Origin of the sequence: Aquimarina atlantica (assembly GCF_000626715.1) — a bacterium.
Taxonomy (GTDB): Bacteria; Bacteroidota; Bacteroidia; order Flavobacteriales; family Flavobacteriaceae; genus Aquimarina; species Aquimarina atlantica.
The window spans coordinates 332,470-350,755 of the sequence record NZ_AQRA01000006.1; the positions used below are offsets into that span (position 1 = coordinate 332,470).

Below are 18,286 nucleotides of genomic sequence, written 5' to 3' on the forward strand. Positions count from 1 at the left end.
AAAAAGAAACAGATGAAAAATAGTATAATATGTATCATGGTTCTATTTATGGGAACAATTGCAATATCTGCCCAACCCGAGGATAATCATGAGGATCGCAGGGCATTAAGAAAAGAATTTTATGAAAGCCTGTCAGAAAGCCAGAAAAAGGAATTGGAAAACAAAAGAGAACTTAGAAAAGAGCAAAGAAAGACGATGCATGCTAGTTTTACCAAAGAACAATTAGCAATTATAGAAAATGAAGACCTTTCTAGAAAAGGAAAAAGAAAGGCGTTAAAACTTACGCTTAGCGAGTCGCAAAAAGAGATGCATAAAAACCATAGAGCCATTATGAAAGATAAAAATGAAAAATTTAAAGCATCACTCTCAGAAGCTCAATTAGAACAGTATGAGCAATTAAGAAAAAGAAAACATAGAAAAGAAAGGCATAGAAAAAGAAAGGATTAGTATTAAAATTAGAAGTTTTAAATCAATAAAAAGTGAAGTTATATGGCTTCACTTTTTTTATTTTATATCGGTTTTTACCTTTTTTAGATTATTTTTTGAAAAATAACTATAACGTTTTCGTGAATTGAAGAAATGGCGAAGTATTTTCTTATCTTAATTTTTAGAGATATGGTAATTTTCGTAATTCTAATTTATGAATTTCAATAAATGAAGCCTTATATTTTTTTAAAAATGCAAAAAGAAGGGATTAAATGTATTCATTTAAGAAAATCCTTTAAAATTCGTATTTTCGCAGGACTTTTCAATACTAAAAAATAATTAGAGATGGCATTTGATATCAATATGATAAAAAAGGTATACAGTCAGGTAGCCGACCGTGTTAATGCAGCACGCGAAGTTACAGGTAAACCTTTAACCTTGGCAGAGAAAATTTTGTATTCACACTTGTGGGACGTAAAAACAAAAAAAGCGTTTACAAGAGGTAAAGATTATGTTGATTTTGCACCAGATCGTATTGCTTGTCAGGATGCAACAGCTCAAATGGCATTATTGCAATTTATGCAAGCTGGTAAAAGTAAAGTAGCAGTACCAACAACAGTGCATTGTGATCACTTGATCCAGGCAAAAGAAGGTGCAGCAGCAGATTTAAAAAATGCTAATGATATTAGTAGTGAGGTGTTTAACTTCTTAGAATCTGTATCCGATAAATATGGAATTGGATTCTGGAAACCGGGAGCAGGTATTATTCACCAGGTAGTATTAGAAAACTATGCTTTTCCTGGAGGTATGATGATCGGAACAGATTCACATACAGTAAATGCAGGAGGATTAGGAATGGTTGCAATTGGTGTAGGTGGAGCAGATGCAGTGGATGTTATGGCAGGTATGGCCTGGGAGTTAAAATTCCCTAAGTTAATTGGTGTAAAATTAACAGGTAAGTTATCGGGTTGGACAGCTCCTAAGGATGTAATTCTAAAAGTAGCAGAAATTCTTACGGTAAAAGGAGGAACTGGTGCCATAGTAGAATATTTTGGACCAGGAGCAACATCAATGTCATGTACAGGAAAAGGTACTATTTGTAATATGGGTGCCGAAATTGGTGCTACAACATCTACCTTTGGTTATGACGAGTCTATGGAGCGTTACTTGAGAGCAACAGACAGAGCAGATGTAGCAGATGCAGCAAACGAAGTGAAAGAACACTTAACTGCAGATCCAGAGGTATATGCAAATCCAGAACAATATTTTGATCAGGTAATCGAAATTAATTTATCTGAACTGGGGCCATTGTTAAATGGGCCTTTTACCCCAGATTTATCAACAGCAGTTGGTAGTACTATGACAGAAAAAGCCAAAGCTAACGATTGGCCAATTCAAGTAGAATGGGGATTAATAGGATCCTGTACGAACTCTTCTTATGAAGACCTATCTCGTGCTTCTTCAATAGCACAACAAGCGTTGGACAAAGGTTTAAAAATGAAAGCAGAATTAGGAATCAACCCAGGTTCTGAACAAGTAAGATATACGGCAGATAGAGATGGTATTCTTGGGATATTTGAAAAACTAGATGCAAAAATATTTACCAATGCTTGTGGACCCTGTATTGGACAATGGGCACGATATAACGATCCGAAAAACGCTCCCAAGAATAGTATTGTACACTCTTTTAATAGAAACTTTGCTAAGCGTGCAGATGGTAACCCTAATACACATGCTTTTGTTGCATCACCAGAATTAACGGCTGCAATTGCGGTCGCAGGGCGATTAGATTTTAACCCATTAACCGATAAGTTAATTAACGAAAACGGTGAAGAGGTAATGTTTGATGAGCCAACAGGATGGGAGTTACCACCAAAAGGATTTGAAGTAAAAGATAATGGATATTTAGCTCCGGTTGAAGATGGTAGTAATGTAGAAGTTAAAGTAAGTCCAACTTCAGAAAGATTGCAGTTGTTAACACCGTTTGTACCTATAGGTAATGAAATTAAAGGAGCTAAATTGCTTATAAAAGCCTTTGGTAAATGTACAACAGATCATATTTCTATGGCAGGGCCATGGCTACGTTTCAGAGGTCATTTAGATAATATTTCTAATAACTGTTTGATTGGAGCCGTAAATGCATTTGGTAAAAAAACAAACTTTGTTAAAAATCAATTAACAGGAGAGTTTGGTGGTGTACCAGATACGGCAAGAGCATATAAAGCTGCAGGAGTACCTACTATTGTTGTGGGAGATCATAACTACGGAGAAGGATCTTCACGAGAACATGCTGCAATGGAACCAAGACATCTGGGTGTTGCTGCGGTAATTGTAAAATCATTTGCCCGTATTCACGAAACCAACCTTAAAAAACAAGGAATGCTTGGATTAACATTCGCAAATGAAAGTGATTACGATTTGATTCAGGAAGATGATACGTTTAACTTTACAGATCTTGATCAATTTGCTGCAGGAAAACAATTGACATTAGAGATTGTTCATGCCGATGGATCTAAAGATACTGTTATGTTAAATCATACGTATAATGATTCTCAGATAGAATGGTTTCAAGAAGGTTCTGCATTAAACTTAATTAAAAAGCAGAATGCTTAACTAATGTAATAGAGCAATTAATATATAAAAACTCCCAAGGATTATTCTTTGGGAGTTTTTTTCTGTCTGAATTAAAAATAGATTAGTGAGGAAAACAGTCTACACTAACCCTAACACAAATTTGGTATTGAGGAGGAACTTGTTCGTATTGGCTACAAGTAACTATTGTAGGACCGTTGTAACCATCACATGGACCGCCACCATTAATTTGTTTTTGTTCTGTTCTAGATAAGCTTTTCCCTAAATTTAAAAGTGTATTTTTCATAATTTTTTGTGTAATAATCCTGAACTGTATAGCTCTCAGGATATGAGCTTATCTATAAAAATACTATTTTTTTATATTCAATAAGTATATTGGATATTACCATAATACTAATTCTGAAGAAAAATCTATACCCTTTAGAATTAAGAAAAACAAATTGGTATGGGAGCAGTATATCTCTTAAATATAAATTGATAAGTTTTTTTATTCCAAAACAGAAATATGTAAATTTGCGTATATGGTACGCCAAAATATAAAAGTAGCTGTCGATGCTGTAGTCTTTGGATATAAAGACAAGGCGCTTAATGTCTTGTTAATAAAAAGGAATATAGATCCTTTTAAAGATTCCTGGGCTTTGCCGGGAGGTTTGGTTTTAGAAAACGAAAGTTTAGAACAAGCTGTTGTTAGGGAGCTTAAAGAAGAAACCAATGTAACTATAGATTATTTAGAGCAATTATATTCTTTTGGTGACCCTGATAGAGATCCTAGAAACAGGGTAGTAAGCGTTACTTATTTTGCATTGGTTAAACCAGAACATCATGCAATTAAAGCAGATACCGATGCACAAGATGTCGCCTGGTTTGATGTAACAGAACTTCCGGATTTGGCATTTGACCACATTCAAATTTTAGAAACTGCAAAAAAAAGATTGCAAAATAAACTCACATACGAACCTGTGGGATTTGATCTGCTTGCCGATAAGTTTTTGTTTTCGGATCTCGAAAAGTTGTATATGACTATCCTTCAAAAGGTAATTGACCGCCGAAATTTTAGAAAAAAAATACTGAGTTTCGGAATCCTTGAAGAGTTAGATGAAAAGATTTCAGAAGGAAGAGGTCGGCCGGCAAATCTATTTAAATTTAATAAAAAGCAATACTTCAAACTTAAAGAAGAAGGTTTTCTCTTCGATATCAAATAATAGTACCATTGTTTTAATACTATTGATCTTCAGAAAGATATATTTTATCATAATAATGTAGTTTTTACGCAAAATATTTTGTCATATCATATTTCTATTATAAATTTGCGTAAAAATAACACAATTATGAGATATTTACATTTGGACCCATCGTTTACACCTTTTGAAAAATCTATTGATTTTAAATCATTTGTTTTTAATGGGGGAGAACCACATATAAATATTTTAGACAAGAATATAGGGAGTAGTATAACGATTACACAGCGAATCAATTCGTTTAATGATTTAGGATTGTTGTTGATTGCTACCGATGCGTTACGCAGAATGAATGTAAAGGAGATTAATGTGTTTATTCCATATTTTCCTGCTGCCAGGCAAGATAGAGTGATGGTTGCAGGAGAATCACTTAGTGTTAAGGTATATGCCGATAGTATTAATGCACAACACTATAATCAGGTAACAATCTTTGATCCACATTCTGAGGTGACTCCAGCATTATTAGATCGGGTACATGTAGTTCAGAATTATGAATTTGTCAAACAATGTTTAGATAGCATTAAAGAAGAAGTAGTACTAATTTCTCCTGATGGTGGAGCGTTAAAAAAAATCTATAAAGTATCTGAGTTTCTGGGAGGAGTAGAAGTGGTAGAATGTTCTAAAAAAAGAAATGTAAAAACAGGAGCTTTGTCTGGTTTTAGAGTTTATGAAAATGATTTAAAAGGAAAACATTGTGTAATTGTTGATGATATTTGTGATGGAGGAGGAACTTTTCTAGGGCTGGCAACAGCACTAAAAGAAAAGAATGCAGGTAAACTAAGTTTGATTATCAGTCATGGGATTTTTAGCAAGGGATTTACTGAACTTACAAAACAATTTGATACCATTTTTACAACAAATTCCTTTAGAGATGTAGATGAAGAAAAAGTAGTGCAGATTCCTGTAATCCAAGAGTAAATAAGAATCTATTTTGTGACAATAAATACTAAAATATGAATCTAGTAGTGCCGCCAATTACTCCGGAATTGAATAAAGACCTAAGTGTTTTTTTAGCAGGAAGCATTGAATCAGGTGTTGCCCAAAAATGGCAGGATAAGGTAATAGAAGAGCTATCAGAAGAAAATGTTACACTACTAAACCCCAGAAGATTGAGTTGGGATGCTAGCTGGGAACAAAAGATAGATAACCCTGTTTTTAAAGAACAGGTGCTTTGGGAGTTAGAAGCTTTAGAAAAAGCAGATATGATCATTATGTATTTTGATAAAAACACAACATCTCCTATAACACTATTAGAATTAGGATTATATGCACGGAGTAATAAATTGGTAGTATGCTGCCCTGATGGATTTTGGAGAAAAGGAAATGTAGATATTGTCTGTGAACAGTATGGCCTACAAAAAGTGAATAGTTTAGAAGAATTGATTAATGAAGTAAAGAAGAAATTAGAATGAAATACAATCTACAAAACATACAAGAGCAATTTAATAAAGGCAAAAAATTAAAGTACTTATTCTTTTGGGGGCATACTCCAAATAAAGATGGGAGTATAGGAAAAAGTTGCTTTAGCCAATGGTGGGAGTCTTCTTTTAAAGTTGATAATGTCAATTATAAAACTGCAGAACATTGGATGATGGCAGAAAAAGCAAGATTGTTTAATGATATCGAAATAATAGAAGAAATCATCAAATCTTCGCATCCAATGGAAGCTAAACAACTAGGAAGAAAAGTAAAAAACTTTGATCCAAAGGTTTGGGATGAACATAAATTTGAGATTGTAAAACAAGGAAACATTTATAAATTTTCTCAAAAAAATGAACTGAAGGATTTTTTACTAAATACCGGTAAAAGAATTATTGTTGAAGCTAGTCCCAGAGATCGTATCTGGGGAATAGGGATGAGTGAGAATAATGAAAAAGCAGAAAACCCTAATTTATGGAGAGGACAAAACCTGTTGGGGTTTGCTTTGATGGAAGTGAGAGATGAGTTAAAACAAGAGTTATAAAAAATGAAAACAATAACATATTTAAAAGGAGATGCGACTATCCCTCAAGCAAAAGGAATTAAGATTATAGTACATATTTGTAATGATTTAGGAGGTTGGGGAAAAGGTTTTGTGTTGGCGATTTCTAAAAAATGGACAGAACCGGAGAAAGCGTACAGAAAGTGGTATCGTGATCGAGCAAATAATGATTTTGAGTTAGGTGCAGTTCAACTAATTCAAGTTTCGGAAGAACTGTATGTAGGTAATATGATCGGGCAACAAGGAATAAAAATAAAGAAAAACGAAGTTCCGATTCGTTATGAAGCAGTTAAACAATGTTTAGAACAAATTGCAATTAAAGCAAAACAACTTAATGCAAGTATACACATGCCTAGAATTGGTTGCGGATTAGCAGGAGGAAAGTGGAAAATGATAGAGCCCATTATTACAAATACACTATTAGAAAAACAATTAGACGTTTATGTCTATGATTTTAAATGAAAAATGAAAACAAACAATAAACATATAAGTAAATTTTTAAGCCTTATTCTAAGGCATAACCCTGATAAAGTAGGAGTGCAACTCGATGAAAATGGTTAGATGTACAGGAGTTACTGCAAAAAGTAAATAGATACCGACCAGGATTAGATATGGATGTATTAGAAGAAGTTGTAGCATCTTGTGATAAACAGCGCTTTGCTTTTAATGAAGATCATACCAGGATTAGAGCCAATCAAGGCCACTCGATACAGGTAGATTTAGAGTATCAACCCAAGCAGCCGCCAGAATTCTTGTATCATGGTACTGTAGCCAAATTTATGGGTGCCATTAGAGAAAAAGGATTGCTAAAAATGAACAGGCATCATGTGCATCTTAGTGAAGAAAGAGAAACAGCTATAAAAGTAGGATCCAGAAGAGGAAAACCTATTATTCTAACTGTAAGATCAGGCGAAATGTATGCCAGGGGCATTAAGTTCTATCAATCGGAGAATAAAGTATGGCTAACCGATATAGTAGCTCCAGAATATATTGAGTTTAAATCATAATATATCCAGACCTCACAGGTTTTTAAAACCTGTGAGGTCTTAGTCAATTATAAAGAATAATCTAAAATGAAAAGGAAAGAATTACATCCAGAAATATTTCTTATTGAAAATTTTCTCTCTAAAGAAATGTGCGATCAATTTATTGAAAAAGGAGAACAGGTTTCATTTGAAGAAGCTAAGGTTAATATTGACGGTAGGCAGGTAATGGTAAAGGGTATTCGTAATAACCAAAGAATCCTTTTTAAAGATGAAGAACTGGCACAATCGATTTGGTTAAAAATAGAACCCTTTATAGTTGAGACTTTTGGAAATTACAAAGCAGTTGGCCTTAATGAAATGTTTAGGATATATAAATACGAAGAAGGACAACGTTTTAAGATGCATAGAGATGGGAGTTATAAACGAAATGAATATGAATGTAGTTTTTTCTCATTCTTAATATATCTAAATGAAGATTTTAATGGAGGGGAAACTTATTTTGATGAAGGGATTACAATTGTCCCAAAAATTGGGGATGCTCTGGTGTTTTACCATCCGTTACGCCATGAAGGAAAACCAATATTATCTGGAACAAAATATGTGTTAAGAACAGATATTATGTATAGACGATTGTAACAATAAGGTTTAAGTTGTATAACAAAAAAGTAAAATGATTACTAAAAAAGAAAGATTTCTTGGTTCTATGTTTTTAGGAGCTATTGGTGATGCTATAGGAAGTGGATATGAAAATGTAGAACAAGCCGAAGAGAATATCTTTTATCCTTTTGGAAAACCAGAGGAGAAAATACCGGATTGGAATATTACAGATGATACGCAATTAACATTAGCGACTTGTGAAGCATTGATTGAAGATCCTTTTTTGGATCCACAAACACTATCTAGTTATTTTATATCTTATTTTACTAATGGAATGATTAGGGGAATTGGAGCCTCGACGTTAAAAGCTTTTAGGGAACTCCAAATCGGTTTAGATTGGAGTCAGACTGGTAGAAGAGGAGAATATTCTGCAGGTAATGGAGCAGCAATGCGCATCGCTCCAATAGCTTTTTTTAAAAATATTTCAAGAGAACGAATAGAACAAATATGCTCCATAACGCATTATAATTCTGAGGCATATGTTGGGGCTCTAGCAGTAATTCTTGCAATTAAAACCATTATAGAAGAGAATTGGATAAATGAAATAAGTTTAATGGAATTAATTACTTCGGATTTACCAGATTCAAAAGTAAAAGATAGGTTACTAGAATTAGATATTTTGTCTAAAACAAAATCAATAACAGAAATTGCTAGTTTAGGGAATGATGGATATGTTGTTAATTCAGTTCCTTTTTCGATTTTTTCTGCAAATATGATAAAAGAAAAACCTATTGATGTTATTTTCGATGAAATTATAAATAGCGGTGGAGATACCGATACGAATTGTTCAATAACCGGACAAATAGTGGGAACTTATATTGGTTATAATGGTATACCTGAATATTTGAAAGATAATTTAAAGAAATTGTCTGAATATTCATTGATGAATAATATTATTAATAGGTTAAGTGAAGAAGTGTAATTATGCGAACCCTGGTAATCGGTGATATACATGGTGGTTATAAGGCACTACTTCAGGTTTTAGAACGAGCAAATGTAACCTCAGAAGATATACTCATTTTTTTAGGAGATTATGTAGATGGCTGGAGCGAATCGGCTAAGGTAATACAAGAACTTATACATCTTTCTGCATCTAATACTTGTATTTTTATACGAGGAAATCATGACTTATGGTGTGGGTTATGGTTAGAAAAGGGCGTAACGAATCCTGTATGGTTAGCACATGGAGGAAAAGAAACGATCAATAGCTATATTCAATCCGGATTACTTACCAAAGAAACGCATAAGGAGTTTTTTAATACACTCAAGGATTATTACCTCGACGAAGAACATAGACTTTTTGTACATGCAGGATTCACATCCATGCATGGAGTCGGGAGGGAGGAGTATAACTCTAATTATTATTGGGACCGAACGTTATGGGAGTCAGCATTGCTAGCTGATAAAGTTGAGAAAATAGCTTTAAAAGATGATCCTCCAAAACGATTTAGTCATTATTCTGAGATCTATATCGGGCATACTCCTACTATCGAATACGGCAAGGACACGCCCATAAATGCCTATAACCTATGGAATATGGATACAGGAGCAGGTTTCAGAGGAAAGCTAACCATTATGGATATTGATACCAAAGAATATTGGCAAAGTGATCCGCTTCCATCATTATATCCTAATGAACAAGGAAGAAACTAGTCGTAATATTTCACTAGAAACAGTGTAGTCATTAGATTTAATATTCTCGACTTTTGTACTGCCTATACCATACAAATTAACAGGTCTTTTTAAACAAATAGAATAGAAAAATCGCAAATAGCTTTGGTGATAATTAAAAATGATTTATATTTGCGTATAAATAACGCAAAATAAAATAAAGATGAATCCATTACTGTTAACAGACGGTTATAAATTAGGGCATAAAGAGCAATATCCAAACGGAACCACTTTTGTGTATTCTAACTGGACACCTAGAAAAAGTAGAATAGCGGGAATTGATAATGTAGTATTTTTTGGATTGCAGTATTTTATTAAAGAATATCTAATCAAACAATTTAACGAACACTTTTTTAATCTTCCCAAAGAAGAAGTGGTTGTAGAATATAAAAAATATGTAGATCATTATCTAGGTACAGATTATGATGTTACCCATATCGAAGAGTTACACGATTTAGGATATCTTCCTATCGAGATCAAAGCTCTACCAGAAGGAACAGAAGTTCCTATTCGAGTACCGATGTTTACAGTTATGAATACTAAACCAGAATTTTTTTGGCTTACCAATTATCTAGAAACTTTATTGTCTAATATCATCTGGCAACCTTGTACTTCTGCTACTATTGCAAAACAATATCAAAGCATTTTATCCTCTTTTGCATTAGATACAGATCGTGATAATATAGAGTTTATTACCTGGCAAGGTCATGATTTCTCGATGCGAGGAATGTCGGGTACAGAATCTTCGATTCTTAGTGGTATGGGGCATGCATTATCATTTTCTGGGAGTGATACATTACCTGTGGCAAAAGCTTTTGAAACATACTATAATGCAGATGTTACCAAAGAATTAGTGATTGGTAGTGTAAATGCTACAGAGCATAGTGTAATGTGCGCAGGAAGTAAAGATGATGAAATAGGAACTTTTAGAAGATTACTAGAAACATACCCAACGGGAATATTATCAGTAGTATCTGATACCTGGGATCTTTGGAAAGTGCTAACAGAATATTTGCCTAAACTAAAAAATGAAATTCTCGAAAGAGAAGGTAAACTTGTTATTAGGCCAGATTCTGGCGATCCCGTAGATATTATTTGTGGTTGTGATCACAAGAATCCAATAGTTGCAAAAGGTGTTATAGAACTGCTTTGGGATGAATTTGGAGGAACCATAAATGATCAGGGATACAAAGTGTTGAATCCAAAGATTGGAGCTATCTATGGAGATAGTATCACAATAGAAAGAGCTACCCTGATTTGCGAAAAATTAAAAGCTAAAGGCTTTGCTTCTACCAATGTAGTTCTGGGAATAGGAAGTTTTACATATCAATATAATACCAGGGATACTTTTGGATTTGCAATGAAAGCTACTTATGTCGAAGTGCAAGGCGAGGGAAGAGAAATTTTTAAAGACCCAATAACAGATGACGGAACTAAAAAATCTGCAAAAGGACGCATTCAATTATACGAAGAACAAGGAAAAATAGCGTACAAAGATCAGGTTTCTGAACAAGAAGAAAACCAAGGGCTATTAAAAACTGTTTTTAAAGATGGAGAATTACTAATAGAAGATAACTTGTTTACGATTCGTAAAAGAATTGCTCAATAAATCAAGTTTATTTCATAAAATTCGCAAAACTCCTTGAAAATTACCTTTTTAAGGAGTTTCTGATACAATAATGTAAGGGATTTGAGTGTTTTACGACATAAGTAGATAAACTAACATCATAAAACATAATCATCATGAGTGCAATCTGGTTTTTTGAGGATTCAGATCTCTTTAAGATATTATGCCCTCATAAGTTCAAAAGGTATAAAAAAGACCACGATTTTGATGCTTACCGAAAGAACGACTATATTTATTTTGAAGAAGATTCTGCAAACAAAGTATACCTTATAGAAAAAGGAAAAGTAAAAATTGGATATTATGCAGAAGATGGGTACGAGGTAATAAAAGCTATCCTTACCCGTGGAGAGATTTTTGGAGAAAAAGCAATTCTTGGAGAAAATAAAAGAACAGAGTTTGCGCAATCTGTCGATAATACAACTTCTATCTGTCCTATTGGTGTAGAAACCATGCATGGGCTCATGCGCGAGAATCAATCTTTTAGTCTCAGAATCTATAAGTTTATTGGTATGCGGTTTAAACGCTTAGAAAGAAGGTTACAGTTGTTACTTTTTAAAGATACCAAAACAAGATTGTTAGAATTCCTAAATGAACTTAAAGAAGACTACGGGCACTGTTGCCCAGATACAGGAGATATGGTAATAGAACATCCGTATACCCAAAAAGACATAGCTCATCTTATCGGAACATCGAGACCAACCCTAAATATTATTCTAAACGAACTAAAGGAATCTAACGTCATAGATTTTAATAGAAAAGAGATTCGATTAAAAAATGTTGCTTAATGTTAGGTGGCTAACATTTTAAAAACTTCAATGTCAATAATTTTATGATCTAATAATCATAAAAAAAAAGCGATGTTTAAAAAAGCAATTATAGGTACTCTGGTTATCGGATGTATTTTTTCTTCCTGTAATAATGACGATGATTCTGGTAATGTACCTACAGAATCGAATTTAACCCTTAATCTTAGTGGATTAGAAGACTTAGGAAGCGATTACCTTTATGAAGGATGGATTATAGTTAATAATGCCCCGGTTTCTACAGGAACATTTTCTGTAAATAGCGCAGGAGAATTATCTAGTACTTCTTTCATGGTAAATACAGAATCACTTAAAGCGGCAGCAGCTTTTGTATTAACAATAGAACCTAATCCAGATCCAAATCCGGCACCATCGGATACAAAACTATTAAAAGGTGATTTTGGAACCGGTAATACAGCGACAGTAGGATTAGGACCTGTAGGAGAAGGAGATTTTTCAGCTTCGGCAGGAGGATTTTTCTTAAGAACCCCAACAGATGAAGCTTCGGGAACAGCTAATAATGGGAATGATCAGTATGGAGTATGGTTTGGTACACCAGGGATGCCACCAGCAGCAAATTTAACCTTACCAGTTCTTGATGCAGGGTGGAAATATGAAGGATGGGTAGTAGCAGATGGAGTACCACTTTCTACAGGAACATTTACAATGAATAATACCGCAGATGATAATGCAGGAGACCTTAACGGGTTTAGTGAAACCGCTTCTAATGGTCCACAATTACCAGGAGAAGACTTTTTTAGAAATGCTCCAGACGGAGTAACATTTCCATTAGATGTTAGAGGAAAAACAGTTGTGATTTCTGTAGAACCATTTCCAGACAATTCGGCAGCACCATTTTTGTTAAAACCTTTGGTAGGTACCGCTGGTACAGATACCGCACCTGCTAGTTATACCTTTGAGCTTAATAGTGCTTCATTTCCTTCGGGAAGTGTAACAAGATAATAGTTCATTGTTATTTTTTGTTAGTTTTAAAGCGCAATCTTTGATTGCGCTTTATTAATTTAAAAAAGCCTGTGTTTTAAAAAATAAAGTCTGTATTATAGCTTAGATGTAGTGCTATTAATTTATATAACTTTGTAAGGTGATTAAGGACTTTGGTACTAACCAAAATATTGATCATAATAGACAAAAAAATCAGATAAACTCATCATATGAGTTCTGATAAACAAAAGATCTAAATAGATGAAATTTAATAAAAAGAACATTTCGAATGTGATTTTTGCAATCATACTGGTATTATTTTTTATTCCTAATACCAGAGGAATGATGCAGATATTTTTAACCAGAATTTTTTCCTTCAGCCCGGGGATAGTAAAAGTAGAAGAAAGAACGCAGGTAGCATCATATGATTGGAAATTGCACGGAGTAAATACAGAGTCTACTAATTTTAATATAGCTAAAGGTAAAGTCGTTTTAATCAATTATTGGGCTACATGGTGCCCTCCTTGTATCGCAGAAATGCCTTCTCTGCAAAAATTATATAATGACTATAAAGATAAAGTAGTATTTCTCTTTGTAACTACAGATGATGATCCCGAATTAAATAAGTTTATGAAGAATAAAAACTATAGCTATCCCATCTATAGATCATTATCAGAACACCCAAAACCTTTTGTAAGTAAAACAATACCTGCAACATATCTATTAGACAAAAAAGGAAATATCATTATTGATAAAGTAGGCGCAGCAGACTGGAATAGCACCAAAGTAAGAGAAACTATAGATAATCTATTAGCAGAATAAGATCTATTTTTTAAAATATTTAAAAGGAACCACCAACATACCAAAGCATTCTCCCTTTTCCTTTTTTATATTTTTATGGTGCATTTTATGAGCTCTTCTTACTCCTTTAGCATACCAATTGCTCGTATTTCTAAATAGTTTGAAACGTTGATGTATAAAAATATCATGTACTACAAAATAAGCAATACCATAAGCTAGAATACCTAGGCCTATTGCTCTACCTACCCAAAATGTCTCGGCGTCGTGAAATAAAATACAAGACATACTAACAATAGCATAGAATACAAAGAATAAATCATTACGTTCCCACCAACTATCGTGGTCTTTATGGTGATGATCCTTATGTAACGACCATAAAAAACCATGCATTACATATTTGTGAGTAAACCAGGCCATAAACTCCATAATAGAGAAGGCAGCAAGAAAAACTAATATTTGAACAAAAATTTTCACAACATAGGTTTTATACAAAAATACGGCTAAATTAAGTTTAATCTATAGTCAAAATAGGATTTTGCTAATAACCCAAATTTTTGATAATTCGACACTCGTATACGTGTGTTTTTTATCTCTAAAGAAGGAGTTTTTTTAAGCTTATTTAGTAATTTTTTATAATAAATAAATGCAGTATATACACCAAATTTTGCCTCAACAGGAAGTTTCAGGATACCTTGTAATGCTTTACTAAAATCGCCTTCTATTTCTTTAATAATTTTAAGCTTAGAATCTTCATCGAGTTCGTTTAAATTTAGATTCGGAAAATAGGTTCTATTAAGATCTTCAAAATCTGCTTTTAGATCCCGTAAAAAATTAACTTTCTGAAAAGCAGACCCCAAATGCATCGCGCTTTCCTTTAAATTATCATATTTTTCGGGATTTCCATTCACAAAAACCTTTAAACACATTAACCCAACTACATCAGCAGATCCATAGATATAATCCTTGTATTCCTGATCTGTTAGATATTTGGTTTTATGCAAATCTAATCGCATACTTTTCATAAATGCTTCATATAACTCTGGACTAATGTTATATTGATGAACTGTCTTTTGAAAAGAATTAAGAATAGGATTTAAACTAATCTTATTTTCGATTGCTTTGTACATTTCTTCTTCAAAATCATTAAATAATTTCTCTTTATCATACTCGTGAAATGTATCTACAATTTCATCTGCAAACCTTACAAAACCATAAATATTATATATATCCTGTCGTATAGAGCCTGATAACATTTTTGAAACAAGCGAAAATGATGTACTATACGAATTCGTAACAATTTTGCTACAACTTTGTGATACAGTATCAAAAATAGACTTCATAAGATAGAGTTTAAGGTTTAATTGAGTTTGTTATGTTGGTATACTATGTTTTAACTTTTCATCATATCGATAATGATTCTGGATTAATCCTGCTGCTAGTTTTCCCGAAATCAAAGATGGGGGGACACCCGGACCAGGAACAGTAAGTTGCCCTGTAAAAAACAGATCTTGTACTTTTTTACTTTTTAACTTAGGCCTAAGAAAAGCAGTTTGTAAAAGTGTATTGGCCATTCCGTAGGCATTTCCTTTGTAAGAATTATATTCTTTTATAAAGTCTTTAATACAAAAGGACTCTTTAAAGATAATGTTATTTCTAATATTTTGATTTGTAAGTGATTCAAAACGAGTTATGATTTTATCAAAATAATGTTCTCGTAATTCGTTGGTATCTTCTATCCCAGGAGCCAATGGGATAAGGAAAAATCCATTTTCGTAACCTTCAGGAGCCGATTTAGGATCTGTTACAGAAGTGAAATTAGCATAAAACAAAGGATCTTCTGTCCACTTAGGAGTGTCATAAATATCTTTGGTATGTTGTTCAAAATCAGTATCAAAAAATAGATTATGATGATTAATATTTTGTAATTTTTTATCAAACCCTACATAAAAAAGCAGAGAAGAAGGAGCAAAAGTTTTACGCTCCCAATATTTTTCAGAATATTGGCGATATTCTGGTGGCAGTAATGTTTCTCCATGGTGATAATCCGCTCCGCACAATACAATATCGGCATCTATTTTTGTAGAATTTACTATAATACCTTTAGCACAACCATTTTTAACTATTATTTTTTCGACAGTTGCATGGGTATGAATGGTTACACCTAGCGATTCGGCTAATTCTTTAATTCCTGTGATTACACTATACATTCCTCCTCTGGGATGCCAGGTTCCTAACCCAAAATCAGCATAGTTCATAAAACTATAAAAAGCAGGGGTGTCACTAGGTTTAGCACCTAAGAATAATACAGGAAATTCAAGAATTTGGATTAACTTTTTACTTTTAAAATCTTTACGAATCTCTTTAGAAATGGTACTAAAAAATTGACCTACTCTTAAAATCGTTTCTTTTGTAACAAGTTCTAATACAGAAACTCCTGGTCGATACACCAAATCCTTAATAGCAATCTCATAATTATTCTGGGCAGTCTTGATAAATTTTTTCAGTTTAATAGAACTTCCTTTTTCTTCTGCTTCAAAGGTTTCGTATATTTTTTCTAAAGAATCACCAATCGTAATGCTTTCATTGTTTTTAAAAAAAACTTTGTAAGCAGGATGTAACTTATCCAGTGTGTAATAATCAGAGGCAGATTTATCAAAATCCTTAAAAAAGCGTTCAAATACATCAGGCATCCAGTACCACGAGGGACCAGTATCGAATGTAAACCCTTCTTTTTTTAATTGCCCGGCTCTACCACCAATCGTTGCATTTTTTTCAAAAATAGTTACATCGTATCCTAATTTAGCCAGATAGCACGATGCAGAAAGCGATGAAAACCCAGAACCGATGATTACTATCTTTTTAGACATAACTAAAATAATTATAAAATTATAGCTCAGAAATTAGCGAGCTAATCGACTCAAAATAACGATGGTTGTGTCCTGTATGATTAGAAACATACATAGCTTGTTTGCCTAACATCCATAGCTCATTGACTCTATTGGTGCATACAATTGTATTAAAATCTTCGAGGTATTTTTTGATATTGTCTTTTTCTGGTCTAATCGTAAAATAAGATATGAACACAACGTCATCATGAAGAGAAAGCATGTTAGGTAAGCTATCTAAAGGAATGCTCGGACCTAGATAAATAGCTTTGTACCCATGTAATAGTATCTCGTAATTAATATATAATAAACCTAATTCATGTATTTCATTTTCTGGAAGAAACAAAATAAAAGCCCTATCGGTTTTGGTAGGTTTAGAATATTGAAGCTTTTCGATATTTAATAATAGTTTTTGCTTTATTAGATTAGAAATAAAATGCTCATGTGCAGGGCTAATGGTATCTGTTTGCCATAATAACCCTATTTCTTTTAATAAAGGAATGAAAACATCAACAAATATTTCTTTAAAATTTCTTTTACTTTCTAGTTGAGAATATGTCTCTAAAAATAACTCGAGATCATAATTTAACATTGCAATTTTAAAGGAGTTTATAGCTTGGTTTTTGGCGCTATTGTCAGATACAATACTTCTTACATATTCATTAATTTCTTCAGTACCTAATTTAGAAATTCTGGATATTTTATAACCACTGTTTACCAAATAAGTAACATTAAGCAGCTTTTGAAGATTTTTTAAATTGTATGTTCTTATATTGGTATTAGTACGATCCGGAGAAAGTAGATTATATCTTTTTTCCCATATTCTTATAGTGTGTGCTTTTACACCACAAAGATTCTCTAAATCTTTAATACTGAATGTTTGCTTAATATTGTTCACCTTTTTTTAAAAATTGTTAAACAAAACTAAGCAAAAGAAAACACTTTTTTTTCCAAAAATTGTTAAAATAGCACCTTATCTTGTTAAAAAACGAACAATTTTTGGTGATTCGTTAATAATTGTTAGAAGCTAATAGTTTTGTACTAAGATAGTTTGTGGTACTTAATTTATAGTAAACCTTAGAAATATCACTTGATTGTATATACTATAAAAGAAGGTCTAGAAGAAAAAAAAAGAAACATTAGCTTTTAAGAAACGTAAAGCTTTAGTGATATGAATTTCGACCGTTTTAGTAGAAATACCTAAGATATCTGCTATTTCTTTGTGCTTTTTTTGCTCTAAACGACTAAGTTTAAATACTTCTCTGCATTTTTTAGGAAGCTGTTCGATAGCCTTTTCGAGTTTTAGCCAATCAGAGTCTAATTGGCTTTCTTCTTCACTAGTATACATTTCAAATATAGCTTCCCATTTTAGAGAATCTAAAGCATCGTATTCTTTTTTTTGCTGGCGTAAATGCATTAGAAATTCATTATGACAAGCTCTAAAAAGATAATTCTTTAAGGATGTTGTAATTCGTAAAGTTGATTTTTTTTCCCAAAGTCTAAGTAAAACATTTTGCACCAAATCCTCGGACAATGATGAATTATTAGAAAGTTTATAAACGTAATTATACAACCAGGAATAATATTGGTTAAATACTATTTTGTAGCTGTCTTGATTTCCGTCTGTAAGCCCCTGGATCAGTAATTTTTCTATGTTTTGACTATCTTTTTTCATTA

19 protein-coding genes and 1 pseudogene are annotated in these 18,286 nt (G+C 32.8%); 15 read left to right on the plus strand and 5 right to left on the minus strand.

The features are described from left to right. Positions 1–12 precede the first annotated feature (12 nt). The 15 genes and pseudogenes from ATO12_RS15080 (at position 13) to ATO12_RS15150 (ending at position 13,745) form a co-directional block, all read left to right on the plus strand. The gene (locus tag ATO12_RS15080; protein ID WP_131248843.1) at positions 13–447 is read left to right on the plus strand and encodes a hypothetical protein; all 435 of its coding nucleotides are present in this window, start codon (positions 13–15) and stop codon (positions 445–447) included. A 324-nt stretch (positions 448–771) separates the two neighbouring features. Further along, a complete protein-coding gene (locus ATO12_RS15085) occupies positions 772–3,039 on the plus strand; it encodes an aconitate hydratase (protein ID WP_034243052.1) in 2,268 nt (755 codons plus the stop codon). Between the two features lie 500 nt (positions 3,040–3,539). Continuing rightward, positions 3,540–4,220: an NUDIX hydrolase gene (locus tag ATO12_RS15090; protein ID WP_034243055.1), complete on the plus strand. Its 681-nt coding sequence runs from the start codon at positions 3,540–3,542 to the stop codon at positions 4,218–4,220. Between the two features lie 126 nt (positions 4,221–4,346). Further along, the gene (prs, locus tag ATO12_RS15095; RefSeq protein ID WP_034243058.1) at positions 4,347–5,174 is read left to right on the plus strand and encodes a ribose-phosphate diphosphokinase; all 828 of its coding nucleotides are present in this window, start codon (positions 4,347–4,349) and stop codon (positions 5,172–5,174) included. Positions 5,175–5,209: 35 nt separating this feature from the next. Continuing rightward, complete coding sequence (locus tag ATO12_RS15100; protein ID WP_034243060.1) at positions 5,210–5,668, plus strand: nucleoside 2-deoxyribosyltransferase domain-containing protein; 459 nt, start codon at positions 5,210–5,212, stop codon at positions 5,666–5,668. Then, positions 5,665–6,219 carry an NADAR family protein gene (locus tag ATO12_RS15105; RefSeq protein ID WP_034243062.1) on the plus strand — a complete coding sequence of 185 codons (555 nt, stop codon included), beginning with the start codon at positions 5,665–5,667 and terminating at the stop codon, positions 6,217–6,219. The genes ATO12_RS15100 and ATO12_RS15105 overlap by 4 nt, the downstream gene beginning before the upstream one ends. Before the next feature lie 3 nt (positions 6,220–6,222). Continuing rightward, complete coding sequence (locus tag ATO12_RS15110; protein WP_034243064.1) at positions 6,223–6,699, plus strand: macro domain-containing protein; 477 nt, start codon at positions 6,223–6,225, stop codon at positions 6,697–6,699. Positions 6,700–6,702: 3 nt separating this feature from the next. Further along, a pseudogene (locus ATO12_RS15115) lies at positions 6,703–7,244 on the plus strand (RNA 2'-phosphotransferase). A gap of 66 nt (positions 7,245–7,310) precedes the next feature. Next, on the plus strand, positions 7,311–7,859 hold the full coding sequence (locus ATO12_RS15120; protein WP_034243066.1) for a prolyl hydroxylase family protein: 549 nt from the start codon (positions 7,311–7,313) through the stop codon (positions 7,857–7,859). 34 nt (positions 7,860–7,893) lie between these two features. Continuing rightward, entirely contained in the window at positions 7,894–8,802 is a 909-nt protein-coding gene (locus ATO12_RS15125; protein ID WP_034243068.1) for an ADP-ribosylglycohydrolase family protein, read from the plus strand. 2 nt (positions 8,803–8,804) lie between these two features. Beyond that, a complete protein-coding gene (locus ATO12_RS15130) occupies positions 8,805–9,533 on the plus strand; it encodes a metallophosphoesterase (protein WP_205625246.1) in 729 nt (242 codons plus the stop codon). Between the two features lie 181 nt (positions 9,534–9,714). After that, complete coding sequence (locus ATO12_RS15135) at positions 9,715–11,160, plus strand: nicotinate phosphoribosyltransferase (protein ID WP_034243075.1); 1,446 nt, start codon at positions 9,715–9,717, stop codon at positions 11,158–11,160. A 134-nt stretch (positions 11,161–11,294) separates the two neighbouring features. Further along, positions 11,295–11,963: a Crp/Fnr family transcriptional regulator gene (locus ATO12_RS15140; RefSeq protein ID WP_034243079.1), complete on the plus strand. Its 669-nt coding sequence runs from the start codon at positions 11,295–11,297 to the stop codon at positions 11,961–11,963. A gap of 72 nt (positions 11,964–12,035) precedes the next feature. Continuing rightward, entirely contained in the window at positions 12,036–12,944 is a 909-nt protein-coding gene (locus ATO12_RS15145; RefSeq protein ID WP_034243082.1) for an anti-sigma factor, read from the plus strand. 240 nt (positions 12,945–13,184) lie between these two features. Beyond that, positions 13,185–13,745, plus strand: coding sequence for a TlpA family protein disulfide reductase (locus tag ATO12_RS15150; protein WP_034243084.1), 561 nt, complete (start codon positions 13,185–13,187; stop codon positions 13,743–13,745). A 3-nt stretch (positions 13,746–13,748) separates the two neighbouring features. Here ATO12_RS15150 and ATO12_RS15155 read toward each other — a convergent pair whose 3' ends face one another. The 5 genes from ATO12_RS15155 to ATO12_RS15175 form a co-directional block, all read right to left on the minus strand. Continuing rightward, a complete protein-coding gene (locus ATO12_RS15155; protein ID WP_034243087.1) occupies positions 13,749–14,198 on the minus strand; it encodes a sterol desaturase family protein in 450 nt (149 codons plus the stop codon). A gap of 26 nt (positions 14,199–14,224) precedes the next feature. Continuing rightward, positions 14,225–15,064 (minus strand): phytoene/squalene synthase family protein, encoded by an 840-nt coding sequence (locus tag ATO12_RS15160; RefSeq protein WP_034243090.1) that lies wholly within the window; start codon positions 15,062–15,064, stop codon positions 14,225–14,227. Between the two features lie 30 nt (positions 15,065–15,094). Then, on the minus strand, positions 15,095–16,591 hold the full coding sequence (locus tag ATO12_RS15165; protein ID WP_034243092.1) for a phytoene desaturase family protein: 1,497 nt from the start codon (positions 16,589–16,591) through the stop codon (positions 15,095–15,097). A 19-nt stretch (positions 16,592–16,610) separates the two neighbouring features. Then, positions 16,611–17,507 carry a MerR family transcriptional regulator gene (locus ATO12_RS15170; protein WP_034243094.1) on the minus strand — a complete coding sequence of 299 codons (897 nt, stop codon included), beginning with the start codon at positions 17,505–17,507 and terminating at the stop codon, positions 16,611–16,613. Positions 17,508–17,726: 219 nt separating this feature from the next. After that, a complete protein-coding gene (locus ATO12_RS15175) occupies positions 17,727–18,284 on the minus strand; it encodes an RNA polymerase sigma factor (protein ID WP_034243095.1) in 558 nt (185 codons plus the stop codon). Positions 18,285–18,286: the final 2 nt, after the last annotated feature.

Excerpts from the sequence above, each read along its gene's own strand:
- ATO12_RS15080 (WP_131248843.1), top strand. The coding sequence starts at position 13 with ATGAAAAATAGTATAATATGTATCATGGTTCTATTTATGGGAACAATT.
- ATO12_RS15085 (WP_034243052.1), top strand. The coding sequence starts at position 772 with ATGGCATTTGATATCAATATGATAAAAAAGGTATACAGTCAGGTAGCC.
- ATO12_RS15090 (WP_034243055.1), top strand. The coding sequence starts at position 3,540 with ATGGTACGCCAAAATATAAAAGTAGCTGTCGATGCTGTAGTCTTTGGA.
- prs (WP_034243058.1), top strand. The coding sequence starts at position 4,347 with ATGAGATATTTACATTTGGACCCATCGTTTACACCTTTTGAAAAATCT.
- ATO12_RS15100 (WP_034243060.1), top strand. The coding sequence starts at position 5,210 with ATGAATCTAGTAGTGCCGCCAATTACTCCGGAATTGAATAAAGACCTA.
- ATO12_RS15105 (WP_034243062.1), top strand. The coding sequence starts at position 5,665 with ATGAAATACAATCTACAAAACATACAAGAGCAATTTAATAAAGGCAAA.
- ATO12_RS15110 (WP_034243064.1), top strand. The coding sequence starts at position 6,223 with ATGAAAACAATAACATATTTAAAAGGAGATGCGACTATCCCTCAAGCA.
- ATO12_RS15120 (WP_034243066.1), top strand. The coding sequence starts at position 7,311 with ATGAAAAGGAAAGAATTACATCCAGAAATATTTCTTATTGAAAATTTT.
- ATO12_RS15125 (WP_034243068.1), top strand. The coding sequence starts at position 7,894 with ATGATTACTAAAAAAGAAAGATTTCTTGGTTCTATGTTTTTAGGAGCT.
- ATO12_RS15130 (WP_205625246.1), top strand. The coding sequence starts at position 8,805 with ATGCGAACCCTGGTAATCGGTGATATACATGGTGGTTATAAGGCACTA.
- ATO12_RS15135 (WP_034243075.1), top strand. The coding sequence starts at position 9,715 with ATGAATCCATTACTGTTAACAGACGGTTATAAATTAGGGCATAAAGAG.
- ATO12_RS15140 (WP_034243079.1), top strand. The coding sequence starts at position 11,295 with ATGAGTGCAATCTGGTTTTTTGAGGATTCAGATCTCTTTAAGATATTA.
- ATO12_RS15145 (WP_034243082.1), top strand. The coding sequence starts at position 12,036 with ATGTTTAAAAAAGCAATTATAGGTACTCTGGTTATCGGATGTATTTTT.
- ATO12_RS15150 (WP_034243084.1), top strand. The coding sequence starts at position 13,185 with ATGAAATTTAATAAAAAGAACATTTCGAATGTGATTTTTGCAATCATA.
- ATO12_RS15160 (WP_034243090.1), bottom strand. The coding sequence starts at position 15,064 with ATGAAGTCTATTTTTGATACTGTATCACAAAGTTGTAGCAAAATTGTT.
- ATO12_RS15165 (WP_034243092.1), bottom strand. The coding sequence starts at position 16,591 with ATGTCTAAAAAGATAGTAATCATCGGTTCTGGGTTTTCATCGCTTTCT.
- ATO12_RS15175 (WP_034243095.1), bottom strand. The coding sequence starts at position 18,284 with ATGAAAAAAGATAGTCAAAACATAGAAAAATTACTGATCCAGGGGCTT.